Raw genomic sequence first — 25,000 nt, 5'->3', positions numbered from 1 at the left:
ACGCCGTCGTCTCCACGTCTTCCTGCCTCCTCCTCCCGCGGAGGAGAGCGGGCGGGGTGAGGGCATACGACGCCTGATCTACAGGTTCAGGCCGAGACCCTCACCCCACGCTTGCGGCTCATCACGCGAGCTTCCACGCGGCTCATTCGATCCAGACGATCTCCCTCACGCGGACCGCCCATGGCCTTCTATTTCGTCCAGTTCCTGACCGGCCTTGCCAGCGCGGCTTCGCTGTTTCTGGTGGCATCGGGACTGTCGATCATCTTCGGCGTCACCCGCATCGTGAATTTCGCGCATGGCGCGTTCTACATGCTCGGCGCCTACGTGGCCTTCTCGCTCACCGAGCGGCTGTCCGGCCCGCTCGGCTTCTGGGGCGGGATCGTGGTCGCGGCGCTTGCGGTCGCCGTCATCGGCGTCCTGGTCGAGATCGTGCTGCTGCGCCGGATCTATCACGCGCCGGAGCTGTTCCAACTGCTCGGCACCTTCGGACTGACCCTGATGGTCGAGGATCTCGTGGTGCTGATCTGGGGACCCGATGACCTGGTCGGCCGCCGTGCTCCCGGCTTCAAGGGCGCGGTCGATTTCTTCGGCCAGAACATTCCGAGCTACGACCTGTTCCTGATCGTGCTCGGCCCGGTCGTGCTCGGTGCGCTGTGGCTGCTGTTCCAGCGCACCCGCTGGGGCATCCTTGTGCGTGCGGCGACGCAGGACCGCGACATGGTCGCGGCGCTCGGCGTCAACCAGAAATGGCTGTTCACCTCGGTGTTCGCCGTCGGCGTCTTCCTCGCCGCGCTCGGCGGCGCGCTGCAGATCCCGCGCGATGCCGTGCATCACGCGATGGACCTGCGCATCATCGTCGAGGTGTTCGTCGTCGTCGTGATTGGCGGACTCGGCAGCATCCTCGGCGCCTTCGTCGCCGCGGTGCTGGTGTCGGAGCTCAACGCCTTCGGCATCCTGATCTTCCCGACAATCTCGCTGATCCTGGTTTTCCTGGTGATGGCCGTGGTGCTTGTCGTGCGGCCCTGGGGCCTGTTCGGCAGGAAGGAGGCGCCGGCGCGCCGCACGCCGGGCCTCACCGTCATTCCCTGGCGTCCCCTCAGCTCCGTCGAGCGTCTTGCCTCTCTGGTCGCGCTGGCATTTGCCGCAATGCTGCCGTTCATCGCCGGCAACTACGCGCTGACCGTAGGCTCTGAGATCGCGATCTTCGTGATCTTCGCGGCCTCGCTGCATTTCCTGATGGCGGTCGGCGGCCTCGCCTCGTTCGGTCACGCCGCCTATTTCGGCCTCGGCGCCTATGGTGTAGCGTTCCTCGCCAAGATGGCGGGACTGCCGATGATCGCCTGCCTGTTGCTCGGACCTCTATTGGGCGCGGCGGGCGCGGCCGTGTTCGGCGCCTTCGCGGTGCAGCTCTCCGGCGTGTACTTCGCGATGCTGACGCTCGCCTTTGCCCAGATCGTCTGGTCGATCGCGTTCCAATGGGTCGCGGTCACCGGCGGCGACAACGGCATCCTCGGTCTTTGGCCGGAAAAATGGGCGGCCTCGCCGTCGCACTTCTACTGGCTCGCGCTCGGCGTCTCCGCCTTCGTCGTCAGCGTGCTGCGGCTCATCACCTTCTCGCCGTTCGGCTATGCCCTGCGCGGCATGCGCGACTCGCCGCTCCGCAGCGAGTCCATCGGCATCAACGGCAAGCGCATCCAGTGGACGGCCTTCATCATCGCCGGTACCACCGCCGGCATCGGCGGCGCATTGTTCGCTTATCTCAAGGGCAGCGTCTTCCCGGACAATATGGGCATCTCGCTGTCGGTGGACGCACTGGTCATGGTGCTGCTCGGCGGCGTCGAGACGGTGCCCGGCGCGATCTTCGGCGCCATCGTCTACAAGGCGCTCAACATCTGGCTGGTCAGCCAGACCGACTGGTCGAAGCTCGTGCTCGGCATCTTCATCGTGCTGATCGTCGTGGTGTTCCCCAAGGGCATCGTCGGCGTGGTCGAGAGCGTCATGCATCGGCGGCGTGCGGCGACGTCCAAGCCGAGCGCGCTCGCAGCCAAGATGGAGGGCGCGCAATGAGTATCGGTGTGTCCTTGCTCTCGGTCGAGGGCCTGTCGAAATCCTATGGCGGCATTCACGCCGTGCGCAACGTATCGTTCATGCTGCAGGCCGGCGAGATCCTGGCGCTGATTGGCCCGAACGGCGCGGGAAAAAGCACCTGCTTCGACATGCTCAACGGCCAGAACGTGCCGGACAGCGGCCGCATCACCGTGATGGGGCAGGAGACCACCGGCCGCAAGCCGCGCGAGGTCTGGCGCCTGGGTGTGGGGCGCACCTTCCAGATCACCGCGACCTATCCGACCATGACCGTGCGCGAGAACATCCAGGTCGCGCTGGTCTCGCATCATCGGCGCCTGTTCGATTTCTGGAGCCCGATGATTGGAATCGAGCGCGGCGAGGCCGATCGCCTGCTCGATCTCGTCGGCATGGCCGGCTATGCCGAGCGTCCTTGCGGCGAGCTCGCTTATGGCGACCTCAAGCGGCTGGAGCTGGCGATCGCGCTCGCCAACCAGCCGAAGCTGTTGCTGATGGACGAGCCGACCGCCGGCATGGCGCCGCGCGAACGTGTCGAGCTGATGCGGCTCACCGCAAAAATCGCACGAGAGCAGTCGATCGGCGTGCTGTTCACGGAGCACGACATGGACGTCGTGTTCGAGCATGCCGATCGCATCCTCGTGCTCAACCGCGGCAGCCTGATCGCGCAGGGCTCGCCCGCCGAGGTGCGCGCCAATCGCGAGGTGCAGGCGATCTATCTCGGCGAAGGCCTGTTGTACGATGCCCGGCATCGCGAGGGAGCCTCGGCATGAAGCTGTCCGTTTCCAATCTCAACAGCCATTACGGGCCCGCGCACATCCTGTTCGACATCGGCCTGGAGGTCGGCGAGGGCGAGGTGGTGGCGTTGCTCGGCCGCAACGGCGCCGGCAAGTCGACGACCTTCCGCTCGATCGTCGGCCTCGTCGCGTTGCGCGAGGGGCAGATCATGTTCGAGGGCAAGGACATTTCGAGCGCGCCGACGCATGAGATCGTCCGTGCCGGTCTCGGTTACGTTCCCGAGGAGCGGCGAATCTTTACCGATCTGACGGTGGAAGAGAATCTCGAGGTCGGCCGGCAGAAGCCGCGGCCGGGCGCGCCGCAATGGACGCGCGAGAAGCTGTACAAGCTGTTTCCGAATCTCGGCGAGATGAAGAACCGGCCGGGCGGGCGCATGAGCGGCGGCGAGCAGCAGATGCTGACCATCGCCCGCACCCTGATGGGCAATCCGTCGCTGGTGCTGCTCGACGAGCCCTCGGAAGGCCTGTCGCCGAAGATCGTCGAGCAGATGGTCGATGCCATCCTGACCATGAAAAAGGAAGGCGTGTCGCTGGTGGTGTCCGAGCAGAACCTGCATTTTGCAAAACTGATCTCGGATCGTGCCTACATCATCGAGCGCGGCCGCATCTGCTTTGCCGGCACCATGGCCGAGCTCGACGCGCGGCCCGATATCCGCGACGCGCATCTGTCGATCTGAGGCGAGGAAAGAGATGGCCAAGAGCGCCACGCTGAAGCGATCGACAAAGACTGCGGCCAAGGCTTCGCCAAAGCCAGCGGCGAAAGCTGCCGTGAAGACCGCCGCGAAGCCGGCGAAGTCGACCTATGTGCTGGACGATCAGATCGGCTTCATCCTGCGCCAGGTCTGGCAGCGCCACACCATGATCTTCGCCCGCGACATCGGCAGCAACCTGACGCCGACGCAATGGGCGGCGCTGTCGAAGCTGGTCGAGACCGGTCCGTGCTCGCAGAACCAGCTCGGGCGACTCACGGCGATGGATGTCGCGACCATCAAGGGCGTGATCGACCGGCTGACCGCGCGGGGTCTCACGGAGACGAGCGCGGATCCGCAGGATGGTCGGCGGCTTCTCGTGAGCCTGACCCGTGCGGGCCAGCAACTCGCGGAGAAGACCGCGCCGCTGGCGCTTGCGATTTCCAAGGAAACGCTCGCGCCGCTGGATGCGAAGGAGCGCGAGACGTTGCTGTCGCTGCTGAGCCGGCTGCGGTAGTCAAACGCGCAAATCTCGTGGGGGGCAAAGCGAAGCGTGCCCACCATTCTTATCAAGACCACCTCTGCCAAGGTGGGCACGCGCGCCGGACGGCGCCGCTTTGCCCACCCTACGGTTCTGGTTCGCGGTAGCAACCAGACTCACCGCGTCATTGCGAGCGCAGCGAAGCAATCCAGGGCGTCATGCTCGACTCTGGATTGCTTCGCTGCGCTCGCAATGACGGTGGGGAGATGGTTTCGCGCACTCACATGATTCGAGTTTGCGTATGCAGGAGCGGCAAACTCTGCCGTCGTCCCGGCCTTGAGCCGGGACCCAGAGCCACAGAGTGTAGCTTGGGGCAGGCGCGTCGTTGGCATCGCGCCCACCACGACCGCCGCGGAGTATGGGTCCCGGCTCAAGGCCGGGACGACACCGTTGGTGTTGAGCGAGCTGGGCACACTCACCGCTGCGCCCTCAATGACGGCGGAGCGAGAGTCGACTTACTTCGCCACGATCTCCGGGATCTTCGTGGCCGGCGGCGTGTTGCGGCTGCGCTGGGTGCGGACGATGCCGTCGATGATGGTCATGCCGATGCCCGGGAGGTCGCCGAGCTGGACGCTGTCGAGCAGGGTGTTGGCCGGCGAATGTTGCGCCTTGTCCATGATGACGAAGTCCGCGGAGCGGCCGACTTCGATCAAACCGCAATCGAGCTCGCGCATCCGCGCGGTGTTGCCGGTGGCGAAGCAGAACGCGATCTCGGCCGGGATGTCGCCGAGCGAGGACAGCAGCGACACCATGCGCAGGATGCCGAGCGGCTGCACGCCGGAGCCGGCGGGCGCGTCGGTGCCGAGGATGACGCGGTTGAGCTCGTTCATCTCGCGCGCGGTGCGCAGGGTGAACAGCGCCGAGCGCTCATTGCCGTTGTGCACCAGCTCCAGCCCGGCCTTGCAGCCCTCGCAGATGCAGCGGATCTGATCGTCCGGCAGGGCCGTGTGGCCGCCATTGATGTGCCCGATGACGTCGGTGCCGGCTTCCAGCACGACATCCTTGTCGATCAGGCCGGAGCCGGGGATCGACGGGCCGCCGGTGTGGATCGTGCTCTGGATGCCGTATTTGCGCGCCCAGCCGACCATCTTGCGCGCGGTCGGACCGTCCTTGACGCCGCCGAGGCCGACCTCGCCGAGCAGCTTGACGCCGGCGGCGGCGAGCTCCTTGAAGTCGTCCTCGACCATCTCGCATTCGATCACCGGCGCGCCGGCATGCACCTTCACGCCGCCGGGACGCAGCGTCCAGAACGCGCGCTGCGCGAAGATCGCCATCGCCTTCAGGCCGACCACGTCGCGCGGGCGGCCGGGCATGTGCACCTCTCCGGCCGAGATCATGGTGGTGACGCCGCCGTGAAGATATGAGTCGATCCAGTTGCTCTGGTTTTGCCGCGGCGTCCAGTCGCCGGCGACGGGATGAACGTGGCTGTCGATGAGGCCCGGCGCGACCGTCGTGCCGTGGGCATCCACGATGGTCGTCGCGCCTGACGTGTCGACGTCCTTGTAGCGGCCGATCGCGGTGATCTTGCCGTTCTCGGCGACGATGGTGTCGGCATCCAGGATCGGCCGTTCCAGCGCGCCGGACAGCATCAGGCCGATGTTGCGGATCACCAGCTTGCTGGGACCGGTTGTTTGCGGCGCGTCATGGGCCATCGGGATGTCCTTCTCCTGGCGAAGCGTTTTGCGGCAGTTTGCGCCTGCACGCGGCGCAGCATCAAGCCGGTTTTGGTCATTCGTACACGAATGAATGCGAGCGGCAAGCGGCGGACTTGCACGAAGATGAGGCGCGGGTTGCCTACGCTGCAGACGGCTTCGACCGCCGCATCTAGCGCAATGTCGGAATATAAAACGCCTGGCGGAAGTAGGAGCGGAACACCTCCATGGCCGGCGTGAACTCGATGTTTCGCCGCCAGGCGAGGCCGACATCCATCGCCGGGACAGGATCGCTGAGTACGATGGTCTCGATCCGCCGGCCTTCCAGCGACCACGGGCGCAGCACCATGTCGGACAGAATGGCCACGCCCTGACCGTTGGCGACCATCGAGCGCACGGCTTCCACCGAGGACGTCCGCAGCACGACGTTGGGCTGGAATGCGGTCTTGTTCCAGTATTTGAGCGAGGTGTGCGCGGCCTCGTCGACCGTCAGCATGATGTAGGGCTCGTCGGCAACGTCCCGCAACGACACGGATTCGCGCTGCAGCAGCCGGTGTTTCGATGGCACCCAGAGCCGCCGTCGCGAGCCGATCAGCGTCTCCATGGTGAGATCGGGATTCTGTACGTTCGACGTCAGCAGCACCGCGATGTCGTAGCGGTTCGACAGCAGCCCTTCCTCGATGGCCTCGCGCGTGAGCTCGAACAGCTGGATGTTGAGTCGCGGATAGTGCCGCTTCAGTCGCTCGAGATGGTTGGGAAGGAAATAGCCGATCACGGTGTAGGTCGCCGCGAGCGTCAGGCTGCCTTCGACGTCGCCGGCGGGCACACGCAGCGAGGTCGCTTCCTCGACCTTGTTGAGGATGTCGTAGGCGTGAAACAGGAACTGCCGCCCGATCGGCGTCAGCTCCATGCCCTGCGGCGAGCGGTTGAACAGTTCGGCGCCGACGATCTCCTCAAGCTCCTTGATCGAGGTGGTGATCGCCGATTGCGAGATCGACAGCGCCGAGGCGGCCTGGGTGATCTGGCCCTGCTCGGCGGTGGCGACGAAATAGCGGATCTGGCGCAGGCTGATGGCCACCCAATTCTCCATTCAAAGATCAGAATATGGAGCCATCGTCCCTCTTAAAAAGCAAATCGAATATTCCTTGGGCACGGTGCACCGCAAACGGGCGGCATGATTCAGTCAATTTTATCAGCTATTTGACCGGATGCAGCGCGCAAAGCGTGTTCAACGGGCAATCTAAAAAGGAGAAAATGAGTTTCCAACAATAATAATTTTCAATGGGACTTTGTGCCCCTAACGTCCTGTTCCGCCGCCATCTCGCGCGAAAGAGCGGCGCCAGGTGAGGGGAGCATCCGTGCCGCTGAAGACTGTCGATATCAATTGCGATCTGGGCGAAGCGTTCGGCTCCTGGCGGCTGAGCGACGCCGAGGACGCCAAGCTGATGGAGCTGATCAGCTCGGCGAACATCGCCGCGGGCTTCCATGCCGGCGACCCCAATCTGATGGACACCACGGTGCGGCTCGCCACCCAGCACGGCGTCGGCATCGGCGCGCATCCCGGCTATCGCGATCTGCAAGGCTTCGGCCGCCGCCGCATCGACGGCTCGGCCGACGAACTGATCAACGACATCGTCTACCAGGTCGGCGCCATCCGGGAGTTCGCCCGCCGCCATGGCGGCACCTTGCAGCACGTCAAGCCGCACGGCGCGCTGTACATGGAGCTCGCCGCCAACGAACAGTTGTCGCGCTCCTTCATCAAGCTGATGCGCACGGTGGCGCCGAACTCCTTCGTGTTCTGCATGGACATTTCGGTGACCTATCGCGTCGCCGTCGAGGCGGGGCAACCCGTCATCCGCGAGTTCTACGCCGACCGCGACTACGACCGCTCCGGCTCGATCGTGTTCACCCGCCACGGCAAGAGGCTCGATCCGCAGGGCGTCGCCGACAAGGTGCTGCGCGCATGCCAGACCGGCAAGGTCCGCACCATCGAAGGCGACGACATCGACGTCGAATTCGAGTCGATCTGCTTCCACTCGGATACGCCCGGCGCCTACGAGATCGCCAGCGCGATGCGCCAGACGCTGATTGCCAACGGCATCCGCATCGCGCCGCCGTCCGACATCGTTCCTCAGAAACCGCAAAGCGAAGCCTGACCCATGAGCACTGAGATCAAGTCCCCGTTGCCTGGCGTGTTCTATCGCAAGCCCTCGCCGGAGAGCGCGCCGTTCAAGAACGACGGCGATACGGTCGCTACTGACGACGTCATCGGCCTCGTCGAAGTGATGAAGTCGTTCCACGAGGTCAAGGCCGGCGTTGCCGGCAGGAACATTCGCTTCTCGGTCGATGACGCGGATGCGGTTATGGCTGGTCAGGTGATCGCTGAGGTCGAGGCATGACCCTGCGCTCGGTCCTGATCGCCAACCGGGGCGAGATCGCGGTGCGGATCATCCGCGCGGCGAAGGCGCTGGGCCTGCGCACCGTGCTCGCGCACAGCATCGCGGACAAGGAGTCGCTGGCGGCGCAGCTCGCCGACGAGACGGTCGAGATCGGGCCGCCGGCGGCGAAGAAATCCTATCTGAACATCGAGGCCGTGGTGAACGCGGCCAAGGCGTCCAAGGTCGACGCCGTGCATCCCGGCTACGGCTTCCTCGCCGAGAATGCCGAGTTCGCCGACGCCGTGGCCGCGGCCGGCATCGTCTTCGTCGGCCCGAGCGCTGAGGCAATCCGGCTGCTCGGCGACAAGGTGATGGCGCGCCAGGTCGCGGCGCTCGCCGGCGTGCCGACCGTGCCGGGCTCCGACGGCCGCGTCACCAATCTCGATGAGGCCATCGCGATCGCGGCGCGGATCGGCTTTCCCGTGATGATCAAGGCGGCCGCCGGCGGCGGCGGGCGAGGCATCCGCATCGTCGGCGATGCCGAGGAGTTCGCGCGGCAGTTTCCACAGGCCTCCAGTGAAGCCGCGGCGGCATTCGGCGACGGCGGGCTCTACATCGAGAAGGTGATCGAGCGCGCGCGCCATGTCGAGGTGCAGATCCTCGGTGACGGCGACAACGTCGTGCATTGCTATGAGCGCGAATGCTCGCTGCAGCGACGGCGTCAGAAGGTCTGGGAGGAGGCGCCTGCCGTGGGGCTGCCGGATGACGTCCGCCAGCGGCTCTGCGCCAGCGCCGTCGCGCTCGGCCGCGCTGTCGGCTACAGCGGCGCCGGCACGGTCGAATATCTCTACGACGATGCGACCAACGAATTCTACTTCATCGAGGTCAACACCCGCATCCAGGTCGAGCATCCCGTCACCGAGATGATCACCGGCATCGACCTGGTGCAGGAGATGCTGAAGATTGCCGGCGGCGCCAAGCTCTCTGTGACGCAGGACGACGTGCGCATCCAGGGCCACGCGATCGAGTGCCGGATCAATGCCGAGGACCCGCACAAGGGCTTCATGCCCGCGCCCGGCACGATCGAGCGGCTCGCCGTGCCGGACGGCGAGGGCATCCGCTTCGATACCTTGCTGTTCGAAGGCTATGCGGTGCCGCCGTTCTACGACTCGCTGCTCGGCAAGCTGATCGTGCGGGGCGAGACCCGCGCCGACTGCCTGGCCCGGCTGCGCGAGGCGCTCGATGGTCTCGTGATCACCGGCATCCCCACGACCATTCCGCTGCATGCCGCGCTCGCGCGCGATGCCAGCGTCGCCGACGGACGCACCCATACCCGCTTTCTCGAGCCATGGCTCGAGTCCGATTTCGCGCAGCTGGCCCGCGCCAGGGAGGACGCCTGATGACCACCCGCTATTCGTTCGGGGGTGACGAGCATCTCTTCGTCGAATGCGACGAGGCGATGTCGCTCGATGCCTTCTTCAAGAGCCTGTCGATGACGAATGCGATCCGCGACGCCGGCATCAAGGGCGTCACGGAGATCTGCCCGGCCAACGCCTCGTTCCAGATCAAGTTCGATCCCGATGTGGTCAAGCCGAACGATATCCTGAAAGAGGTGCAGGGCATCGAGAGCGCGGCGGCCAAGACCGAGCCGGTCATCAAGACCCGCATCATCGAGATCCCCGTGTTCTACCAGGATCCCTGGACGCACGAGACCTTGATGCGCTTCCGCGAGCGCCACCAGGACCCGACCGCGACCGACCTCGAATATGCCGCGCGCGTCAACGGCCTCGCCGATGTCGACGCCTTCATCAAGGCGCATAGCGGCTCGCCCTGGTTCGTCTCGATGGTCGGCTTCGTCGCCGGCCTGCCGTTCATGTACCAGATGGTCGAGCGAGGCAAGCAGCTCCAGGTGCCGAAATATCTGCGCCCGCGCACCGACACGCCGAAGCTGACGATCGGCCATGGCGGCTGCTTCTCCTGCATCTACTCGGTGCGCGGTGCCGGCGGCTACCAGATGTTCGGCATCACACCGATGCCGATTTTCGATCCCGAGCAGAGCATCTCATACCTGCGCGACTTCATGGTGTTCTTCCGGCCCGGCGACATCGTCAAGTTCAAGCCGATCCAGCAGGACGAATATGACCACGCGCTGGGCGAGGTCGCGTCCGGCCGCTTCGCGCCCATCATTCGCGACGTCACCTTCGACTTCCGCGATTTCCAGAAGGACATGACCGGCTACAACGCCGAGCTTCAGGGAGCGCTGGCATGACCATCAAGGTGCTTCATCCGGGCCTGTCGACCACCGTGCAGGACCTCGGCCGCCCCGGCTATTTCCATCTCGGCATTCCCGTCGGCGGCGCGATGGATCGGCTCGCACTACGCGCGGCAAACATGCTCGTCGGCAATGACGAGGGCGCAGCCTGTCTGGAAGCCGTCTTCATCGGCCCGCAGTTGGAATTCACGGCGCCTGCGCGCATCGCCGTCACCGGGGCCGAGATGCCGATCAAGCTCGACGGCGTCGAGCAGCCGGGCTGGACCGCGCTCGAGGTGAGGGCCGGACAGGTGCTCAGCTTTGACTATCTGAAGAGCGGCGCGCGCATCATCATCGCCGTCTCAGGCGGCATCGACGTGCCGCTCGCGCTAGGCAGCCGCTCGACCTATCCGATCGGTGCGCTCGGCGGCTTCAAGGGGCGCGCCATCGCGGCGGGCGACGAGTTACCGGTCGGAGCTGCCACGAGCGGCAAGGCTGGCGCGAGTGTCCCCGAGGTCCTTCGCCGTAAGCCGGGTCATCCCGCCGAGCTGCGCGTATTGCCCGGCCTGTACTGGCATCGCATCCTACCTGAATCGCAGCAGAGCTTCTTCGCCGACCAGTGGAAGGTCGCGCCCGAGGCCGACCGCATGGGCTATCGCTTCCGCGGCGGCCAGGCGCTGAAATTCGTCGAGCGCGAGCAGCCGTTCGGGGCCGGCTCCGATCCCTCCAACATCGTCGACAGTTGCTATCCCTACGGCTCGATCCAGGTGCCCGGCGGCAAGGAGCCGATCATCCTGCATCGCGATGCCGTCTCCGGCGGCGGCTACTTCATGGTCGGCACGGTCATCTCGGCCGACATGGACCTGATCGGCCAATTGCAGCCGAACATGCCGACGCGTTTCGTCGAGATCGACATGGATGGCGCGCTCGCCGCGCGCGCCGATCGCAAAGCTCTTCTGCAGAAGATCCGGGCGGCATTGGCCTGACCGCACTTCGGTGCGGGACGGCCGATGCCGGGTTTCCAAGACTGAATGACAAAGGGGTAGTTCAATGAAGAGTTTGGTTCGTGTTCTCCTGGCGTCCTCGGCGCTGGTGCTGTCGGGCGGCGCCCACGCCGCCGACTGGTTTCCCTATGATGCATCGAAGATCGATCCGCCGTTCGCGGCCGACGGCAAGCCGTGGGACGTCAAGTATGTCCCGCTGGAGAAGGCCTCCAAGCCGTGGAAGCTGTGTGTCTCGTTCCCGCACATGAAGGATGCCTATTGGCTTGGCGTCGACTATGGCGTCGCGGAGGAGGCGAAGCGCCTCGGCGTCAAGATGAACCTCGTCGAGGCCGGCGGCTACACCGAGCTGAACAAGCAGATCTCGCAGATCGAGGATTGCGTGGCGAGCGGCACGGACGCCGTCATCATCGGCGCGATCTCGGCCGATGGCTTGAACAAGGTGATCGGCGAGATCGCCAAGAAGAAGATCCCGGTGATCGACCTCGTCAACGGCATCTCCTCGCCGGATATTTCGGCCAAGTCGCTGGTGTCGTTCTACACGATGGGCGCGGAGACCGGCAGCTATCTGGCCAAGAAGCATCCGGCCGGCACGCCCGAGGTCGTGGTCGGCTGGTTCCCGGGCCCGGCCGGCGCCGGCTGGGTCGAGGCCGCCAACAAGGGCTTCATGGACGCGGTGAAGGGCTCGGCGATCAAGGTGCTGGAGCCGAAATATGGCGACACCGGCAAGGAGGTGCAGGCCAAGCTGGTCGAGGACGCGCTGCAGGCTGCGCCCAATATCCGCTACGTCGCCGGCACGGCGGTGACCGCCGAGGCGGCGCAGGGCCTGATCCGCGAGCGCGGGCTGAAGGGCAAGGTCGACCTGCTCGCCTTCTACATGACGCCCGGCGTCTATGAGGGCATCAAGCGCGGCCTGATCCTGGCGGCGCCGGCGGACTCCATGGTCATCCAGGGCCGCATCGCGGTCGACCAGGCCGTGCGCATCCTCGAAGGCAAGGACTACGTGAAGCACGTCGGTCCGAAGATCTTCGTGGTCGACTCCGCCAATATCGGCAAGGTGCCGCCGGCGAACATCCTTCCCCCGGACGGCTTCAAACCCGTCTTCAACTAAGCGGGGAAAAAGATGCGGCTCTGCCTTCGCTCCCTGACGGGGCAGGGCCGCATCGCAGGGGGCAGGCGATGAGCAATGTGGCTGCACCGCTGGTCGAGATGACCGGGATCACCAAGGAGTTTCCCGGCGTCAAGGCGCTCAGCGGCGTCCATCTCAAGGTCGAGCGCGGCGAGGTGCATGTGCTGTTCGGCGAGAACGGCGCCGGCAAGTCGACCTTGATCTCCATTCTCTCCGGTGTATTCCGGCCCACGACCGGCTCGATCAGCATCGCTGGGCGTGAGGTGAGCTTTCATTCGGTGCACGACGCGGCCAAGGCCGGCATCGGCACCGTGTTCCAGGAATTCTCGCTGGTGCCCACCTTGCCGGTGTTCGAGAATCTCTATCTCGGCCGCGAGCTGATGCGCGGGCCGCTGACGGATCGCCGCGCCATGCTGGCCGGCGCGCGCAAACTGTTTGCCGAGCTCGAATTCGACATCGACGTGACGCGTCCCGCGTCCAGCCTGTCGCGCGCGCAGCAGCAGATGGTGGAGATCGCCAAGGCGTTCCTGTCCAATGCCCGCGTGTTGATCCTCGACGAGCCGACGGCCTCGCTCACCGAGCGCGAGACCGAGCGTCTGTTCGGCTTCATCGGCAAGGCGGCCGCCTCCGGCGTCGGCATCATCTATATTTCGCACCGGATCCAGGAATTCCAAGAGATCGCCGACCGCATCTCGATCCTGCGCGACGGCCGGCTGATCGCCACGGTGTCTGCACGCGACACGTCGGAGCGCGAATTGATCGAGCTGATGACGGGGCGCGCGGTCGACCAGGTCTATCCGAAGATCGCGCGTCGCACCGATGGCGCCGTGGTCATGACGCTGGAGGGCATCCGCACCGCGGGCGTCCATGGCGCAAGCCTTGAGGTGCGTGCCGGCGAGGTGCTCGGCTGCGCCGGTCTCGTCGGCAGCGGCAAATCGCGGATCTGGCGCGCGGCGATCGGATTGCAGCCATTGCAGGCCGGCAAGGTGACCCTGAAAGGCCGCGACGTCACCGGCGCCTCGACGCGCGCGCTGCTCAAGGACGGCGTGTTCTTCCTGCCGTCGGACCGCAAGAGCGAGGGCCTGCAGATGACCGCGAGCGCCCGCGGCAACATCGAGCTCAGCCTGCTCGACCGCGACGACGTTGCGGGTCCGCTCGGCTTCGTGGGGCCGCGCCGCAGCCGCGCGCTGACGGATGCGATCGGCGACAAGGTCGGCATCGCCAAGGGCGCGATGGATCGCGCTGTGTCGAAACTGTCCGGCGGCAACCAGCAGAAGGTGCTGTTCGGCAAGGGCTTCGGTGACGACCGCGACGTCTACATCTTCGATGAGCCGACCGTCGGCGTCGACATGGGGACGCGGATGGCGCTGTACCAGCTCATCAAGGACATCGCCGAATCCGGCAAGGCCGTCGTCGTGATCTCCTCCGACCTGCCGGAGGTGATGAACCTGTCGCATCGGCTGCTGGTGTTCGCCAAGGGCCGTATCGCGGCCGAACTGTCCGGCGATGCGATCGCGGAAGAGAACGTCCTGAAACATTTCTTTGCTGAAACGGAGGGCTCGGCGTGAGCATGCCAACGACGACAATCGCCGAGGACACGGCCGCGCCGCGCCGCGCCAATGCGCTGCTCAAAGGTCTGCGCGCGCTGTTCCTGCGCGTCGGCGTGCTGCCGTTCTTCCTGGCCGCCACCTTGATCGCGTTCTCGCTGGTGTCCAAGGAATTCCTGGCGCTGCAGAACCTCACCAATGTCGCGCGGCAATCCGTCTATCTCATCCTGGTCTCGCTGGGGCAGATGCTGGCGCTGGTCACCGGCGGCTTCGACCTGTCGGTCGGCACCGCGATCGCGTTGACCTCGGTGGTCTCGGCGCTCGCGATGGTGAGCCTGTCGCACATCCTGCCGCCGGACATGCTCTGGCTGGTGATCGTGCTCGGCTGCTGCGCCGGGCTTGCGGCGGCGCTCGTCATCGGCAGCATCAATGGACTCGGCATTGCCGTGTTCGGCGTCTCGCCCTTCATCATGAAGCTGGGCGTGCAGTCGGTCGGCGCCGGCATCGCGCTGTTTCTCACCGGCGGCGTGCCGGTGTCCGGCGTGCCCTACGAGTTCGGCGACATTCTCGGCTTCGGCCGCGTCTTCGATATTCCCGTTCCCGTCCTGGTCGCGATCGTCGCCGCCACCACGAGCTGGCTGGTGATGAACCGCACCCGGCTCGGCAAGCACATCCAGGCCGTCGGCGGCAACGTCAAGGCGGCGCGGCTCTCGGGCGTCAACACCACCAAGGTGCTGTTCATTGCCTATGCGATGTGCGCGCTGCTCGCCTCCGTGGCGGGCCTGCTGCTGACAGCACGAGTCGGCTCCGGCGAGACCAATCTCGGCGGCACCATCGCGCTGGAATCGATCGCGGCCTGCGTCATCGCCGGCGTGTCGCTGCATGGCGGCATCGGCCGGGTCGAAAACGTCGTGCTCGGCGGCTTCTTCATCGTACTCCTGCAGAACGGCATGAACATCGCGCAGATCGGGTCCTACATGCAGATGGTGCTGCTGGGTTCGCTGCTGGTGCTCGCCGTCATTCTCGATCAGGTCCGCTACCGGCTGCTTGTCGGCGAACGCTGATCGGGACAAGCTCTGGACGTCGTCGCTCCAATCCGGCATCACCCGTCGGGATCTCCCGGCACGGATGCTGCAACATGAGCGACGACCTCCATACGATCAGCGCCGGCGGCATCGCCGCCACCATCAAGGCCGGCGGCGCCGAGCTGTGCTCGCTGAAGACGCCCGAGGGCCTCGAACTGCTCTGGCAGGCGGGGTCTGCCTGGCCGCGCCATGCGCCCTGGCTGTTTCCGATCGTCGGCCGCCTGAAGGATGATCGGCTGCATCATCGCGGTCGCTCCTATCCCATGACGCAGCACGGCTTCGCCCGTGACCTGCGCTTCAACTGGCTGGAGCGCAGCGCCGACAAATGCATGCTCCGACTGACGGATGATGAGACCACCCGCGACCGCTACCCGTTCGCCTTCAGCCTGACGTTGACCTACCGGATCACGGCCGACGCGCTGGAGATGCAGGTCGACATCGCCAACCCCGGCGCGGAGGAATTGCCGGCCTCGTTCGGCGCCCATCCGGCGTTCAACTGGCCGCTGCTCCCGGGCGAACCGAAGGAGAGCTATCGGCTGATCTTTGCCGAACCGGAGCCGGCGCCGATCCGGCGTCTGACAGGCGGATTGCTGCGCGCGCATCCCGAGCCGTCGCCGATCGAAGGACGCGTTCTTTCACTGAACGACGGCCTGTTCGAGGAGGATGCAATCATTCTCGATCAACTCGCCAGCCGCTCGGTTCGCCTGATCGGAACCAAGGGACCTTCGCTGGAATTATCATGGGCTAATTTTCGACAGATCGGCATCTGGTCGAAGCCCGGAGGCGCGCCGTTCCTGTGCATCGAGCCCTGGCGCGGCTTTGCGAGTCCAATGGAGTTCGATGCGGATTTCGCGAGGAAGCCGGGTGTGATGCACATCGCTCCGGGGGCGGCGGAAACGCTGCACGTTCGCGTGGGGATCGCGCCATCTGATTAGTATGACTTATGTCGAATACGACGGATTTGGCTTGCGCCCAGTGCCGTGCACAGCGGTAACCGTGACTCGCGGTTTTGGGCCTTTACATGGCGCTCGTGTGTCCTACATGAAAGACGCGGACGGAACTTTGGCTATGATCTTCGCAACGACCGGCTGATCCGGAGCTTTTTCTCCGAACTGATAACGGTCGATCAACGAACATCAAGATGTGCGAATGGGACCGCCGAGCCATCGGACCATCGCCCGCACACACAGGGATCTCGCAGCAGGGGCGCGCGATTGAGGTCGCGCGGGACGACGGAGGACGGGGATGGTCACGAGAGGTTTGATCGGCACAATCACATGCGCCGTGTTGCTCACGGCCAGCCAGGCCGTCGCGACTCCGTATCAGCGCGGCGACTTCCTGCGGCTTGATCTGTCCAAGGCCGTGTTGTCGCCTGAACCGCTCGGCCCCGAAGCGCATTTCGAGCCCGTTCCGATCGAGGCCCGGACCGATCGCCAAGCGCTGGCCTCGCGTTCGGCCGGTGAGGCTGATGTCGGGGCGGTGACCCCGCATGCCGCGTCGACGCGGCGAGGTCGCGCGGCGAAAGTGGCGGAGCGGCCGCGCGGCGCCGCGCGCGCCAAGCTCGCGCAGCGCCGCAGCAACCCCCTCGACGCGCAGGCGATGGATACGCGCATTCAGACCTGGCCGTGCAAGCCCGGCAGCGGCGGCATCTGCAACTGGCGCTGAACGGCGCTCGCCGTCAGGATCTCCCGGACTCCGGAACCGATCTGCCGATATCTTGATTGAGCTCGGCGGCCGGTTCGCTTGAACTCGCAAGCGCAGCGCGCGCAGACTGAGCGCATTCCGCCAAGATCTAGTTTGATCGACGCCGTCGCCGGTGTCCGCGCCGGTGATCCGCCCGCTGTCCAGGAGAGTCCATGAACGTCATCGAAACCCAGGGGATCCGTCTGCCCAAGCTCGGGCTCGGCACGTTTCGCATGCAGGGCACCGTGTGCCGTGAGGCGGTCGAGAGCGCGCTGGCGCTCGGCTATCGCCACATCGACACCGCCGAGATGTATGCCAACGAGGACGCGATCGGAGCGGCGCTGGCAGCAGCCGACGTGCTGCGCGCCGAATTGCATGTCACGACAAAGGTCTGGCCGGAGAACCTCGCGCCGGACGCGATTCGTCGTGCGTTCGACACGAGCTTGAAGAAGCTCAGGCTGGACTTCGTCGATCTCTACCTCATCCATTGGCCGGCCAAGGGAATGAATCTTCCGGCTGCGCTGGAGACGCTTGTGAAGCTCAAGGAGGAGGGGCGCACCCGTTCGATCGGCGTGGCCAATTTCACGGTCGCGCTGCTGCGGCAGGCGGTCGAGGACATCCAGGCGCCGGTGGCATGCAATCAGGTCGAGTATCACGTCATGCTCGACCAGTCGAAGCTGATCGCCTACATGGCCAGCAAATCGATCCCGCTGGTCGCCTATTGTCCGCTGGCGCAGGGCCGCGCGGCGGCCGACGAGACGCTGGCCGCGATCGGCCGCAAGCACGGCGCAAGCGCCGCGCAGGTGGCGCTGAAGTGGCTGCTGGATCAGGACCACGTGGCGGCCATCCCCAAGGCCGGCCGCAAGGAAAGCCAGCAGGCCAATTGGGATGCGATGAAGGTTCAACTCGACGACGAGGACCGCAAGACGATTGCGGCGCTTCCGAAGGACAAGCGCTTCGTCAATCCAGGCTTCGCGCCGGAGTGGGATCGCTGACGTCGGCGGAGCATGTGCTGCGATCAACAGAAAAATGGCCCCGAGAGGGGCCATTTCCTTGTCCGCGCAGCAGATCAGTAGCGCTTGATGACGACCGTGCGATCGTGATGGCGGTGATAGGGCCGGACATAGCGGGGCCCATAGTGGCGATGCATGCGGTATTCGGCGCGCGAACGGTCCCAGCCGTGATGGTGGCCGCCGCGCTTGATGATCACGGTCTCGGCGTTGGCGATCGACGGCGCCGCGAGAGCAATGACCGACAGCGAGGCGAGTGCAAGAGCGAGCTTCTTCATGTTGTCCTCCAGGATGAATTGCGCGAGGTCAACTTGAAGTGTGCGATAACGTTCCGCAGGAACTTCGGCGAAGTTGCTGAACGCACGTTAAGATTTGGATTTGCGGCCACGGCGTCGGCGGCGGTCGAAGCTTCGGCCAGGCGGCGTCAGCCGCACTTCCCGAGAACCGGCGTCGGATTGCCGTTGGCGACGAAGCGGCCGTCACGGATGGTATAGCTATTGTCCTCACCGCGATTGAACAGCGAGCGGATGCCGCCGTCGGATGTCCGGGTGATTCCGTTCTCTCGCGTCTGCTTTGCCTTGGGCAGCATGATCAACAGCACCAGCGTTTGATCGGGGTCGATGCGTGCCTTGGTGACTGCGTTCACATCGGACGGATCGTGGTCGCGGCGATAGATCAAGCGGCCAGCCGGCGTGACTTCGTAGGAAATGATCGCGCCACGGCCCTTGACCGCAGGCGCGCTGCAGTCGGCCGCCCACGTCCCGATCAGACCCCAGGCGCGTGCGACGTCGACGGTCTCGTCCGCCGAAGCGGCGGCGGCGAAGCATGTGAAAAGGATGGTCGCGAGGAGAGTGCGGACGATCTGGGACATGCGGTCTCGCAGGGATGACTGCCGCCACATCCTAATGCACTGCGTCAATGGCGCAAAGCAGCACAAGTGTTGGCACAAAGTCTCATTCTTTGCGCGTTAGCCTTGCTGGGGGCGCGGACCAGGCGCATGCTGCCTGCAACTACAAACAGACATGGGGGAGGCTGATCATGCCAGCGTTGTCGCGCCGCAAGTTCCTGTTGTCGTCCGGAGCGGCCGTATTGGCTGCCGTATCAGGTCCGGCTCATGCCGCGATGGGGCCCACCGACAAGTTCGACCTGGTGATCAAGGGCGGCGACGTCATCGATCCCAGCCAGTCGCTGCGGGGCAAGCGCGACATTGGCATTCGCTGGGGCGTCGTCGAGGCGATCGAGACCGACATACCGGCCGAGCGTGCACTGCGGTCGATCGACGCCGCCGGCCGGCTGGTGATGCCGGGACTGATCGACCTTCACAGCCACGTCTATCCCTATGGTTCGGCCATCGGGATTCCGCCGGACGAATTGGTGCAATTCCAGGGGACCACGACGGTCGTCTCGGCCGGTGATGCCGGCGTGAACAATATCGCTGCGCTGCGTCGCTTCATCGTGGCCCAGTCGCGGGCCCGTATCTATGCCTTCGTCCACATCGCCAACAACGGCTTGTCGGCATTTCCGGTCGCCGAGCTCTACAACATCGACAATGCGCAGGTGGATGCCTGCGCGATGGCGCTGGCCGAGAACCCGGACTTCCTGCTCGGCGTGAAGGTGCGGATGTCGGAGAACGTGATCTTCAAGCACGGTCTCGAGCCGTTGAAGCGCGGCATCAAGGCCTGCGAGCTGTGCGGCTGGCCGGCGCGGATGATGGTGCATATCGGCGGTGTCGAGACCGCCGAGCTGATGTCGCAGATCCTCGACCTGTTGCGGCCCGGCGATGTCCTCACTCATGCCTATTCCGGCGCTCCGAATATCGGCGGCGCCTTCACCAACATCGTGCAAGGCGGCAAGCTGTTGCCGGCGGCGCTCGCCGCCAAGCAGCGCGGCGTGCTGTTCGACGTCGGCCATGGCGGCGGCAGCTTCGACTACACGGTGGCGGAGGTCGCGATCCCCGGCGGCTGCGCCCCGGACACGATCTCCTCCGACATCCACGTCTTCTCCGGCAACACGCCGGGCATGCCGTTCCTGCCCAACGTCATGGGCAAGTTCCTGGCGATGGGCTTCTCGCTGGAGCAGGTGGTCAGCATGGCGACCTCGGCGCCGGCCAAGATCATCGGCCGGACGCCCAAGCTCGGCACCTTGCAAGTTGGCGCCCCGGCGGACCTTGCGATCGTCGATCTGGTCGAAGGCCCTGTCACCTTCGTCGACACGCGCGGCAACAAGCGTGACGGTAAGCTGCAATTGAAGCCGGTGCAGACCGTGGTCAACGGTGTGCCGTTCGGGCGGCCGTACCAGTCGCCGTTCTCGGTGCGGTGAGCGGCGCGCTCAGCCGCGCTCTACATTGGCCGACCGCGTGGGTACGCCGAATTCCTGATGGCAGACCTCGGCCAATACGGCGATGCCCTCGCGGATCTCCTGATGCGAGGGGCTGGCGAAGCACAGCCGCAGCCGGCTCCTTGCATGCGTGGCGTCGGTCGACCATTCCGGTCCCGGATTGATCGACACGCCGCGCTTCAGCGCGGCCTGCGAGAGCTTCATCGCATCGACCTGGTCCGGCAGCTTGACCCAGAGGAAGATGCCGCCCTTCGGCGCCTCGAACTCGGCTGATGTGCCGAACTCGGCGTTGAGCGCCTCCATGAGCGTGTCGAGCTTGGCGCGCAGCCCGCGCACGAGTTGCGGGACATGCGTTGTGAAGTGCTGTTTGCAGTATTCCGCCAGCACCATCTGCTCCAGCGCGCCCGAGCCGGCGTCGGTCTTCAGCGCGAGCAGCACCGACATGATTTCCCACGGCGCGACCAGGAAGCCGACGCGGAGCGCCGGCGCGACCGATTTGGAGAACGAACCGAGATGGATCACGCCACCATGATCCGACATGCCATGGATCGCGCGCGGCCGCTGACTGTCCCAGATCAGGTCGGCATAGCAGTCGTCCTCGAACACCGGCACGCCATAGGCGCGTGACAGCCACAGCAGCTCGGCGCGCCGGTTCTCCGGCATGATGGTGCCGGTCGGGTTCTGCACCGTCGGAATGGTATAAATGTATTTCGGCCGGATGCCGCGATCCTTGAGATCGGCCAGGACCGTCGCCAGCACGTCCGTTCGCATGCCGTCCCGGTCGAGCGGGATGCCGATCGGCTTGGCACCGATCCGCGCCAGCCGCGTCAGCGTGCCCTGGTAATTGTCCTGCTCGACGAGCACGGTGTCGCCCGGCGCCAGCAGCGCCTGGTTGACGAGATCCAGTCCCTGCAGCGAGCCCGAGAGGATCATGATGTCATCAGCACGGGCCGACATGCCGGCATCGCGCGTCAGCTTGGCGGCCAGGAAATCGCGCAGCGGCCGGTAGCCTTGCGGCCCATGCGCGAGGCCATAGGTGGCGAGTGAGCGGCCCTCGCGGGCGAGCACGGCATCGGCGGCTGCGCGCAAGCCTTCCACAGGGACAGCATCGGCGTCATTGTTGCCGCCGACGAAGCTGTACTTGGCCAGCCCCGTCCAGCGTGCGGCCGGCGCCGGCAGGCCTGCCGCCAGGAGCGGTGCAAAATCGAATGCGGCCATGAGGCGCGGCTCCCTTGTTCTCGAATTGGCGCGACTTTAAACAGATACCAGGGTGCTTGTCCCGGCAGGGCAAGTTCTTTTCCCGGGGAAGGCGACCTTCGAGCGGCGGTTCCGCTGCTCTGGCGCGCGCCTGCGATCCCGGTTAAAGCAGCCCCCGGAAAAAGCAGCGAGACTTTGCAATGGCCGACTCGATCCAGGAAGTTCTGCACGCCTTCGCCAAGGGCGAGATGGTCGTCGTGACCGACGACGACGATCGCGAGGGCGAGGGCGATCTGATCGTCGCGGCCTCGCTCTGCACGCCCGATAAGATGGCGTTCATCATCCGCCACACCTCCGGCATCGTCTGCGCGCCGATCACGGCCGACGACGCCCGGCGGCTGCGGCTCGACCCGATGGTCGCGCACAATGATTCCAACCACACCACGGCGTTCACGGTCTCGATCGACTACAAGCCGGACGGCGGCACCGGCATCTCCGCCGAGGAGCGCGCGTCCTGCTGCCGTGCGCTCGCCAATCCCAATGCGGGGGCGAATGATTTCGCGCGACCCGGCCACATCTTCCCGCTGATCGCGCGCGATGGCGGCGTGCTGCTGCGCTCGGGCCATACCGAGGCGGCGGTCGATCTCTGCAAGCTCTCGGGGCTGCCGCCGGTCGGCGTCATCTCGGAGTTGATGAACGACGACGGCACCGTGATGAAGGGCGAGCAGGTCGTCCGCTTCGCCGCCGCTCACAATCTCAGGCACGTCACGATCGCCGACCTGATCTCCTACCGGCAGGCGCGCGAGAAGCTGATCGAGCGGGTGTCGACGTTCACGACCGAGAGCCCGATCGGGCCGCTGCAGGGCTTTGCCTATCGCTCGCCGTTCGATCCGATCACCCACGCCGCCTTCGTCTACAACGGCATCGGCGACGGCAGGAACGTGCTGACGCGCTTGCACAAGCCCAACATCGTGAAGGATCTGATCGCGGGTCCGCAGCGTATTCAAGCGGTGCTGCAGCACTTCAAGAAGGCCGGTCGCGGCGTGCTGATCTACCTGCGTGACGGTGCGGCCGGCGTTCCGGTCGAGCCCGTCACGGAGCCGCATACCGCGGAGGCGGACCGCCATCGTCAATGGCGCGAGGTCGGCGTCGGTGCGCAGATCCTGCGCGATCTCGGCGTGACGTCGATCCGGAACCTGACCTCGTCGGTCCATGATTACAAGGGCCTGTCCGGTTTCGGCATCGAGATCGTCGCCAATGAGCGGCTTGAAGGCTGAACTTCCAGGATTTAACCTCTCAACCGCTGCGACCCGTGCGCAGCAAGACGCGAAAGGACCATTCATGAGCGCGCGCCCTCAGGCAAAGGACAAGCCGGCCCAGTCGAGCTTCCAGTGGGACGATCCCTTCCTGCTGGACGAGCAACTGACCGAAGACGAGCGCATGGTACGTGACACCGCGCGCGCCTATGCCCAGGACAAGCTGCTGCCGCGCGTGACCAAGGCCTATCTCGAGGAGAAGACCGATCGCGAGATCTTCAACGAGATGGGCGAACTCGGCCTGATCGGCATCACGCTGCCGGAGGAATATGGCTGCGCCAATGCGAGCTACGTCGCCTACGGCCTCGTCGCGCGCGAGATCGAGCGCGTCGATTCCGGCTACCGCTCGATGAACTCGGTGCAGTCGTCGCTGGTGATGTATCCAATCTATGCCTATGGCGACGAGAACCAGCGCAAGAAATATCTCCCGAAGCTCGCCAGTGGAGAATGGGTCGGCTGCTTCGGCCTGACCGAGCCGGACGCCGGCTCTGATCCCGCGGGCATGAAGACCCGCGCGGAAAAGGTCGCCGACGGCTATCGCCTGACCGGCAGCAAGATGTGGATCTCGAACGCGCCGATCGCCGACGTGTTCGTGGTGTGGGCCAAGTCGGCCGCGCATGACAACCAGATCCGCGGCTTCATCCTCGAGAAGGGCATGAAGGGCCTGTCGGCGCCGAAGATCGGCGGCAAGCTGTCCTTGCGCGCCTCGATCACCGGCGAGGTCGTGATGGACGGCGTGGTCGTGCCGGAAGACGCGCTGCTGCCCAACGTGTCCGGTCTCAAGGGCCCGTTCGGCTGCCTCAACCGCGCCCGCTACGGCATCTCCTGGGGCGTGCTCGGCGCCGCCGAGGACTGCATGCATCGCGCCCGCCAGTACACGCTCGACCGCAAGCAGTTCGGCCGTCCGCTCGCCGCCACCCAGCTGGTGCAGAAGAAGCTCGCCGACATGGAGACCGAGATCGCGCTCGGTCTGCAGGCGAGCCTGCGCGTTGGCCGGCTGATGGACGAGGGCAAAATGGCGCCTGAGATGATCTCGATCGTCAAGCGCAACAATTGCGGCAAGGCGCTGGATATCGCCCGCGTGTCGCGCGACATGCACGGCGGCAACGGCATCCAGATCGAGTACCAGGTGATGCGCCACGTCTCCAACCTCGAGACGGTCAACACCTATGAGGGCACGCACGACGTCCACGCCCTGATCCTGGGCCGCGCGATCACGGGCATTCAGGCGTTCTTCTGATTAGGACGGAGCGCTGTAAGCCGTCGTCATGGCCGGGCTCGTCCCGGCCATCCACGTCTTAGCGGGGCACGAAAGCGTGGATGCCCGGGTCAAGCCCGGGCATGACGGAGTAACCAAGCGACGAGCACGCCATGGCCGACAATGACGACGTTCCGTTCAACCGCAACTTCCCGCTTGTCGCGGGCGTCGTCGACGAGGTGCGCCCGGGCATCCGCCGCGTCCTCTGCAACAATCCGAGCCCGTTCACCTTCACCGGCACGGTCAGCTACATCGTAGGCACCGGGAACGTCGCGATCATCGATCCCGGCCCGGACAACGAGGCGCATGCGCAGGCGCTGCTCGACGCGGTCAGGGGTGAGACGGTGACGCACATCATCGTGACCCACACCCATCGCGACCATTCGCCGAACACCGGCCGGCTGAAGGCCGCAACCGGCGCGACGGTGTACGCCGAGGGCCCGCATCGCGCCTCGCGGCCGCGCTATGAGAGCGAGAAGCACAGCCCGGAGTCCGGCGTCGATCGCGAATTCGCGCCCGACGTGACCGTGGCGGATGGCGACGTCATCGAAGGGCAGGGCTGGCAGCTCGAAGCGGTGGCGACCCCGGGCCATACCGCGAACCATCTCGCCTTCGCCTGGGGCGAGCGCAGCACGACCTTTGTCGGCGATCACGTGATGGGCTGGGCGACCTCGATCGTCGCGCCGCCGGACGGCTCGATGGTCGACTACATGGCCTCGCTGGAGCGGCTCGCGGCAAGGCCCGAGGAATTGTACTTCTCAGGCCACGGCCCCGAGATCCCCGAAGGCCCGCGCTACACGCGCTTCCTGATGCGCCACCGCCAGGCGCGCGAGGCGTCGATCCTGCATCGCCTCGCCAAGGGCGAGGCCGACATCCCCACCATGGTCCGCGCCATCTATATCGGCATCGACCCGCGGCTCACCACGGCCGCCGGCTATTCCGTGCTGGCGCATCTCGAAGACTTGGTTGCTCGCGGCGTGGTCGCGACGGAGGGAGATCCGGTGATCGGGGGGACGTATCGGATGAAGTAGCGAATGGCGAATAGGG

General features: G+C 65.5%; 24 protein-coding genes. 19 read left to right on the top strand and 5 right to left on the bottom strand.

Annotated features, from left to right (window positions below; all coding sequences use genetic code 11):
• Window positions 1–180 precede the first annotated feature (180 nt).
• Genes ACQR1L_RS05645 through ACQR1L_RS05630 form a run of 4 tightly spaced genes read left to right on the top strand, consistent with a single transcriptional unit; the run spans window position 181 to window position 4,085 of the window.
• A complete protein-coding gene (locus ACQR1L_RS05645) occupies window positions 181–2,067 on the top strand; it encodes an ABC transporter permease (RefSeq protein ID WP_434856942.1) in 1,887 nt (628 codons plus the stop codon).
• On the top strand, window positions 2,064–2,855 hold the full coding sequence (locus ACQR1L_RS05640) for an ABC transporter ATP-binding protein (RefSeq protein ID WP_434856941.1): 792 nt from the start codon (window positions 2,064–2,066) through the stop codon (window positions 2,853–2,855). The genes ACQR1L_RS05645 and ACQR1L_RS05640 overlap by 4 nt, the downstream gene beginning before the upstream one ends.
• Entirely contained in the window at window positions 2,852–3,556 is a 705-nt protein-coding gene (locus ACQR1L_RS05635; RefSeq protein ID WP_434856940.1) for an ABC transporter ATP-binding protein, read from the top strand. Before ACQR1L_RS05640 ends, ACQR1L_RS05635 begins: the two co-directional genes overlap by 4 nt.
• 13 nt (window positions 3,557–3,569) lie before the next feature.
• Complete coding sequence (locus ACQR1L_RS05630) at window positions 3,570–4,085, top strand: MarR family winged helix-turn-helix transcriptional regulator (protein WP_434856939.1); 516 nt, start codon at window positions 3,570–3,572, stop codon at window positions 4,083–4,085.
• A 479-nt stretch (window positions 4,086–4,564) separates the two neighbouring features.
• Here the strand turns inward: ACQR1L_RS05630 and ACQR1L_RS05625 are convergent, their stop codons facing one another.
• Both ACQR1L_RS05625 and ACQR1L_RS05620 read right to left on the bottom strand, forming a co-directional pair.
• Complete coding sequence (locus ACQR1L_RS05625) at window positions 4,565–5,761, bottom strand: amidohydrolase family protein (RefSeq protein WP_434856938.1); 1,197 nt, start codon at window positions 5,759–5,761, stop codon at window positions 4,565–4,567.
• A gap of 172 nt (window positions 5,762–5,933) precedes the next feature.
• The gene (locus ACQR1L_RS05620) at window positions 5,934–6,839 is read right to left on the bottom strand and encodes a LysR family transcriptional regulator (protein ID WP_172180054.1); all 906 of its coding nucleotides are present in this window, start codon (window positions 6,837–6,839) and stop codon (window positions 5,934–5,936) included.
• 280 nt (window positions 6,840–7,119) lie between these two features.
• Here ACQR1L_RS05620 and ACQR1L_RS05615 point away from each other — a divergent pair, with 280 nt between their 5' ends.
• From ACQR1L_RS05615 to ACQR1L_RS05565, 11 genes are all read left to right on the top strand, one after another.
• A complete protein-coding gene (locus ACQR1L_RS05615; RefSeq protein ID WP_434856937.1) occupies window positions 7,120–7,917 on the top strand; it encodes a 5-oxoprolinase subunit PxpA in 798 nt (265 codons plus the stop codon).
• Between the two features lie 3 nt (window positions 7,918–7,920).
• Window positions 7,921–8,160, top strand: coding sequence for an acetyl-CoA carboxylase (locus ACQR1L_RS05610; protein ID WP_434856936.1), 240 nt, complete (start codon window positions 7,921–7,923; stop codon window positions 8,158–8,160).
• Complete coding sequence (locus ACQR1L_RS05605) at window positions 8,157–9,539, top strand: acetyl-CoA carboxylase biotin carboxylase subunit (RefSeq protein ID WP_434856935.1); 1,383 nt, start codon at window positions 8,157–8,159, stop codon at window positions 9,537–9,539. Before ACQR1L_RS05610 ends, ACQR1L_RS05605 begins: the two co-directional genes overlap by 4 nt.
• Window positions 9,539–10,408: a 5-oxoprolinase subunit B family protein gene (locus tag ACQR1L_RS05600; RefSeq protein ID WP_434856934.1), complete on the top strand. Its 870-nt coding sequence runs from the start codon at window positions 9,539–9,541 to the stop codon at window positions 10,406–10,408. The genes ACQR1L_RS05605 and ACQR1L_RS05600 overlap by 1 nt, the downstream gene beginning before the upstream one ends.
• Complete coding sequence (locus ACQR1L_RS05595; protein WP_434856933.1) at window positions 10,405–11,376, top strand: biotin-dependent carboxyltransferase family protein; 972 nt, start codon at window positions 10,405–10,407, stop codon at window positions 11,374–11,376. Before ACQR1L_RS05600 ends, ACQR1L_RS05595 begins: the two co-directional genes overlap by 4 nt.
• Before the next feature lie 64 nt (window positions 11,377–11,440).
• On the top strand, window positions 11,441–12,502 hold the full coding sequence (torT, locus tag ACQR1L_RS05590; RefSeq protein WP_434856932.1) for a TMAO reductase system periplasmic protein TorT: 1,062 nt from the start codon (window positions 11,441–11,443) through the stop codon (window positions 12,500–12,502).
• Window positions 12,503–12,570: 68 nt separating this feature from the next.
• Window positions 12,571–14,088, top strand: coding sequence for a sugar ABC transporter ATP-binding protein (locus ACQR1L_RS05585; protein WP_434856931.1), 1,518 nt, complete (start codon window positions 12,571–12,573; stop codon window positions 14,086–14,088).
• Window positions 14,085–15,131, top strand: coding sequence for an ABC transporter permease (locus ACQR1L_RS05580; protein WP_434856930.1), 1,047 nt, complete (start codon window positions 14,085–14,087; stop codon window positions 15,129–15,131). Before ACQR1L_RS05585 ends, ACQR1L_RS05580 begins: the two co-directional genes overlap by 4 nt.
• A gap of 74 nt (window positions 15,132–15,205) precedes the next feature.
• Window positions 15,206–16,087 carry an aldose 1-epimerase family protein gene (locus ACQR1L_RS05575; RefSeq protein WP_434856929.1) on the top strand — a complete coding sequence of 294 codons (882 nt, stop codon included), beginning with the start codon at window positions 15,206–15,208 and terminating at the stop codon, window positions 16,085–16,087.
• A gap of 310 nt (window positions 16,088–16,397) precedes the next feature.
• Entirely contained in the window at window positions 16,398–16,817 is a 420-nt protein-coding gene (locus ACQR1L_RS05570; RefSeq protein ID WP_434856928.1) for a hypothetical protein, read from the top strand.
• Between the two features lie 191 nt (window positions 16,818–17,008).
• Complete coding sequence (locus ACQR1L_RS05565; protein WP_434856927.1) at window positions 17,009–17,830, top strand: aldo/keto reductase; 822 nt, start codon at window positions 17,009–17,011, stop codon at window positions 17,828–17,830.
• Window positions 17,831–17,904: 74 nt separating this feature from the next.
• Here the strand turns inward: ACQR1L_RS05565 and ACQR1L_RS05560 are convergent, their stop codons facing one another.
• Together ACQR1L_RS05560 and ACQR1L_RS05555 are read right to left on the bottom strand one after the other, a co-directional pair.
• Window positions 17,905–18,123, bottom strand: a complete 219-nt coding sequence (locus ACQR1L_RS05560) for a hypothetical protein (RefSeq protein WP_434856926.1) — start codon at window positions 18,121–18,123, stop codon at window positions 17,905–17,907.
• Between the two features lie 146 nt (window positions 18,124–18,269).
• Window positions 18,270–18,716: a hypothetical protein gene (locus ACQR1L_RS05555; protein WP_434856925.1), complete on the bottom strand. Its 447-nt coding sequence runs from the start codon at window positions 18,714–18,716 to the stop codon at window positions 18,270–18,272.
• Between the two features lie 167 nt (window positions 18,717–18,883).
• Between ACQR1L_RS05555 and ACQR1L_RS05550 the strand changes: the two genes are divergently transcribed.
• Complete coding sequence (locus ACQR1L_RS05550; RefSeq protein ID WP_434856924.1) at window positions 18,884–20,164, top strand: amidohydrolase family protein; 1,281 nt, start codon at window positions 18,884–18,886, stop codon at window positions 20,162–20,164.
• A gap of 9 nt (window positions 20,165–20,173) precedes the next feature.
• On the opposite strand, the gene ACQR1L_RS05545 is transcribed toward ACQR1L_RS05550, so the two are convergent.
• Window positions 20,174–21,400 carry a PLP-dependent aminotransferase family protein gene (locus ACQR1L_RS05545; protein ID WP_434856923.1) on the bottom strand — a complete coding sequence of 409 codons (1,227 nt, stop codon included), beginning with the start codon at window positions 21,398–21,400 and terminating at the stop codon, window positions 20,174–20,176.
• Between the two features lie 179 nt (window positions 21,401–21,579).
• On the opposite strand from ACQR1L_RS05545, the gene ribB reads away from it, so the two are divergent.
• The 3 genes from ribB to ACQR1L_RS05530 all read left to right on the top strand — a co-directional run bounded on the left by ribB (window position 21,580) and on the right by ACQR1L_RS05530 (window position 24,984).
• A complete protein-coding gene (ribB, locus tag ACQR1L_RS05540; RefSeq protein ID WP_434856922.1) occupies window positions 21,580–22,656 on the top strand; it encodes a 3,4-dihydroxy-2-butanone-4-phosphate synthase in 1,077 nt (358 codons plus the stop codon).
• 64 nt (window positions 22,657–22,720) lie between these two features.
• Window positions 22,721–23,935, top strand: coding sequence for an acyl-CoA dehydrogenase (locus tag ACQR1L_RS05535; protein ID WP_434856921.1), 1,215 nt, complete (start codon window positions 22,721–22,723; stop codon window positions 23,933–23,935).
• A gap of 131 nt (window positions 23,936–24,066) precedes the next feature.
• Window positions 24,067–24,984, top strand: coding sequence for an MBL fold metallo-hydrolase (locus ACQR1L_RS05530; RefSeq protein WP_434856920.1), 918 nt, complete (start codon window positions 24,067–24,069; stop codon window positions 24,982–24,984).
• Window positions 24,985–25,000 lie beyond the last annotated feature (16 nt).

It is taken from the genome of Bradyrhizobium sp. HKCCYLR20261, from assembly GCF_051168435.1.
Classification (GTDB): domain Bacteria; phylum Pseudomonadota; class Alphaproteobacteria; order Rhizobiales; family Xanthobacteraceae; genus Bradyrhizobium.
Note: the sequence above shows the minus strand (reverse complement) of the source record. Positions and strands in the feature narration are given on the sequence as shown.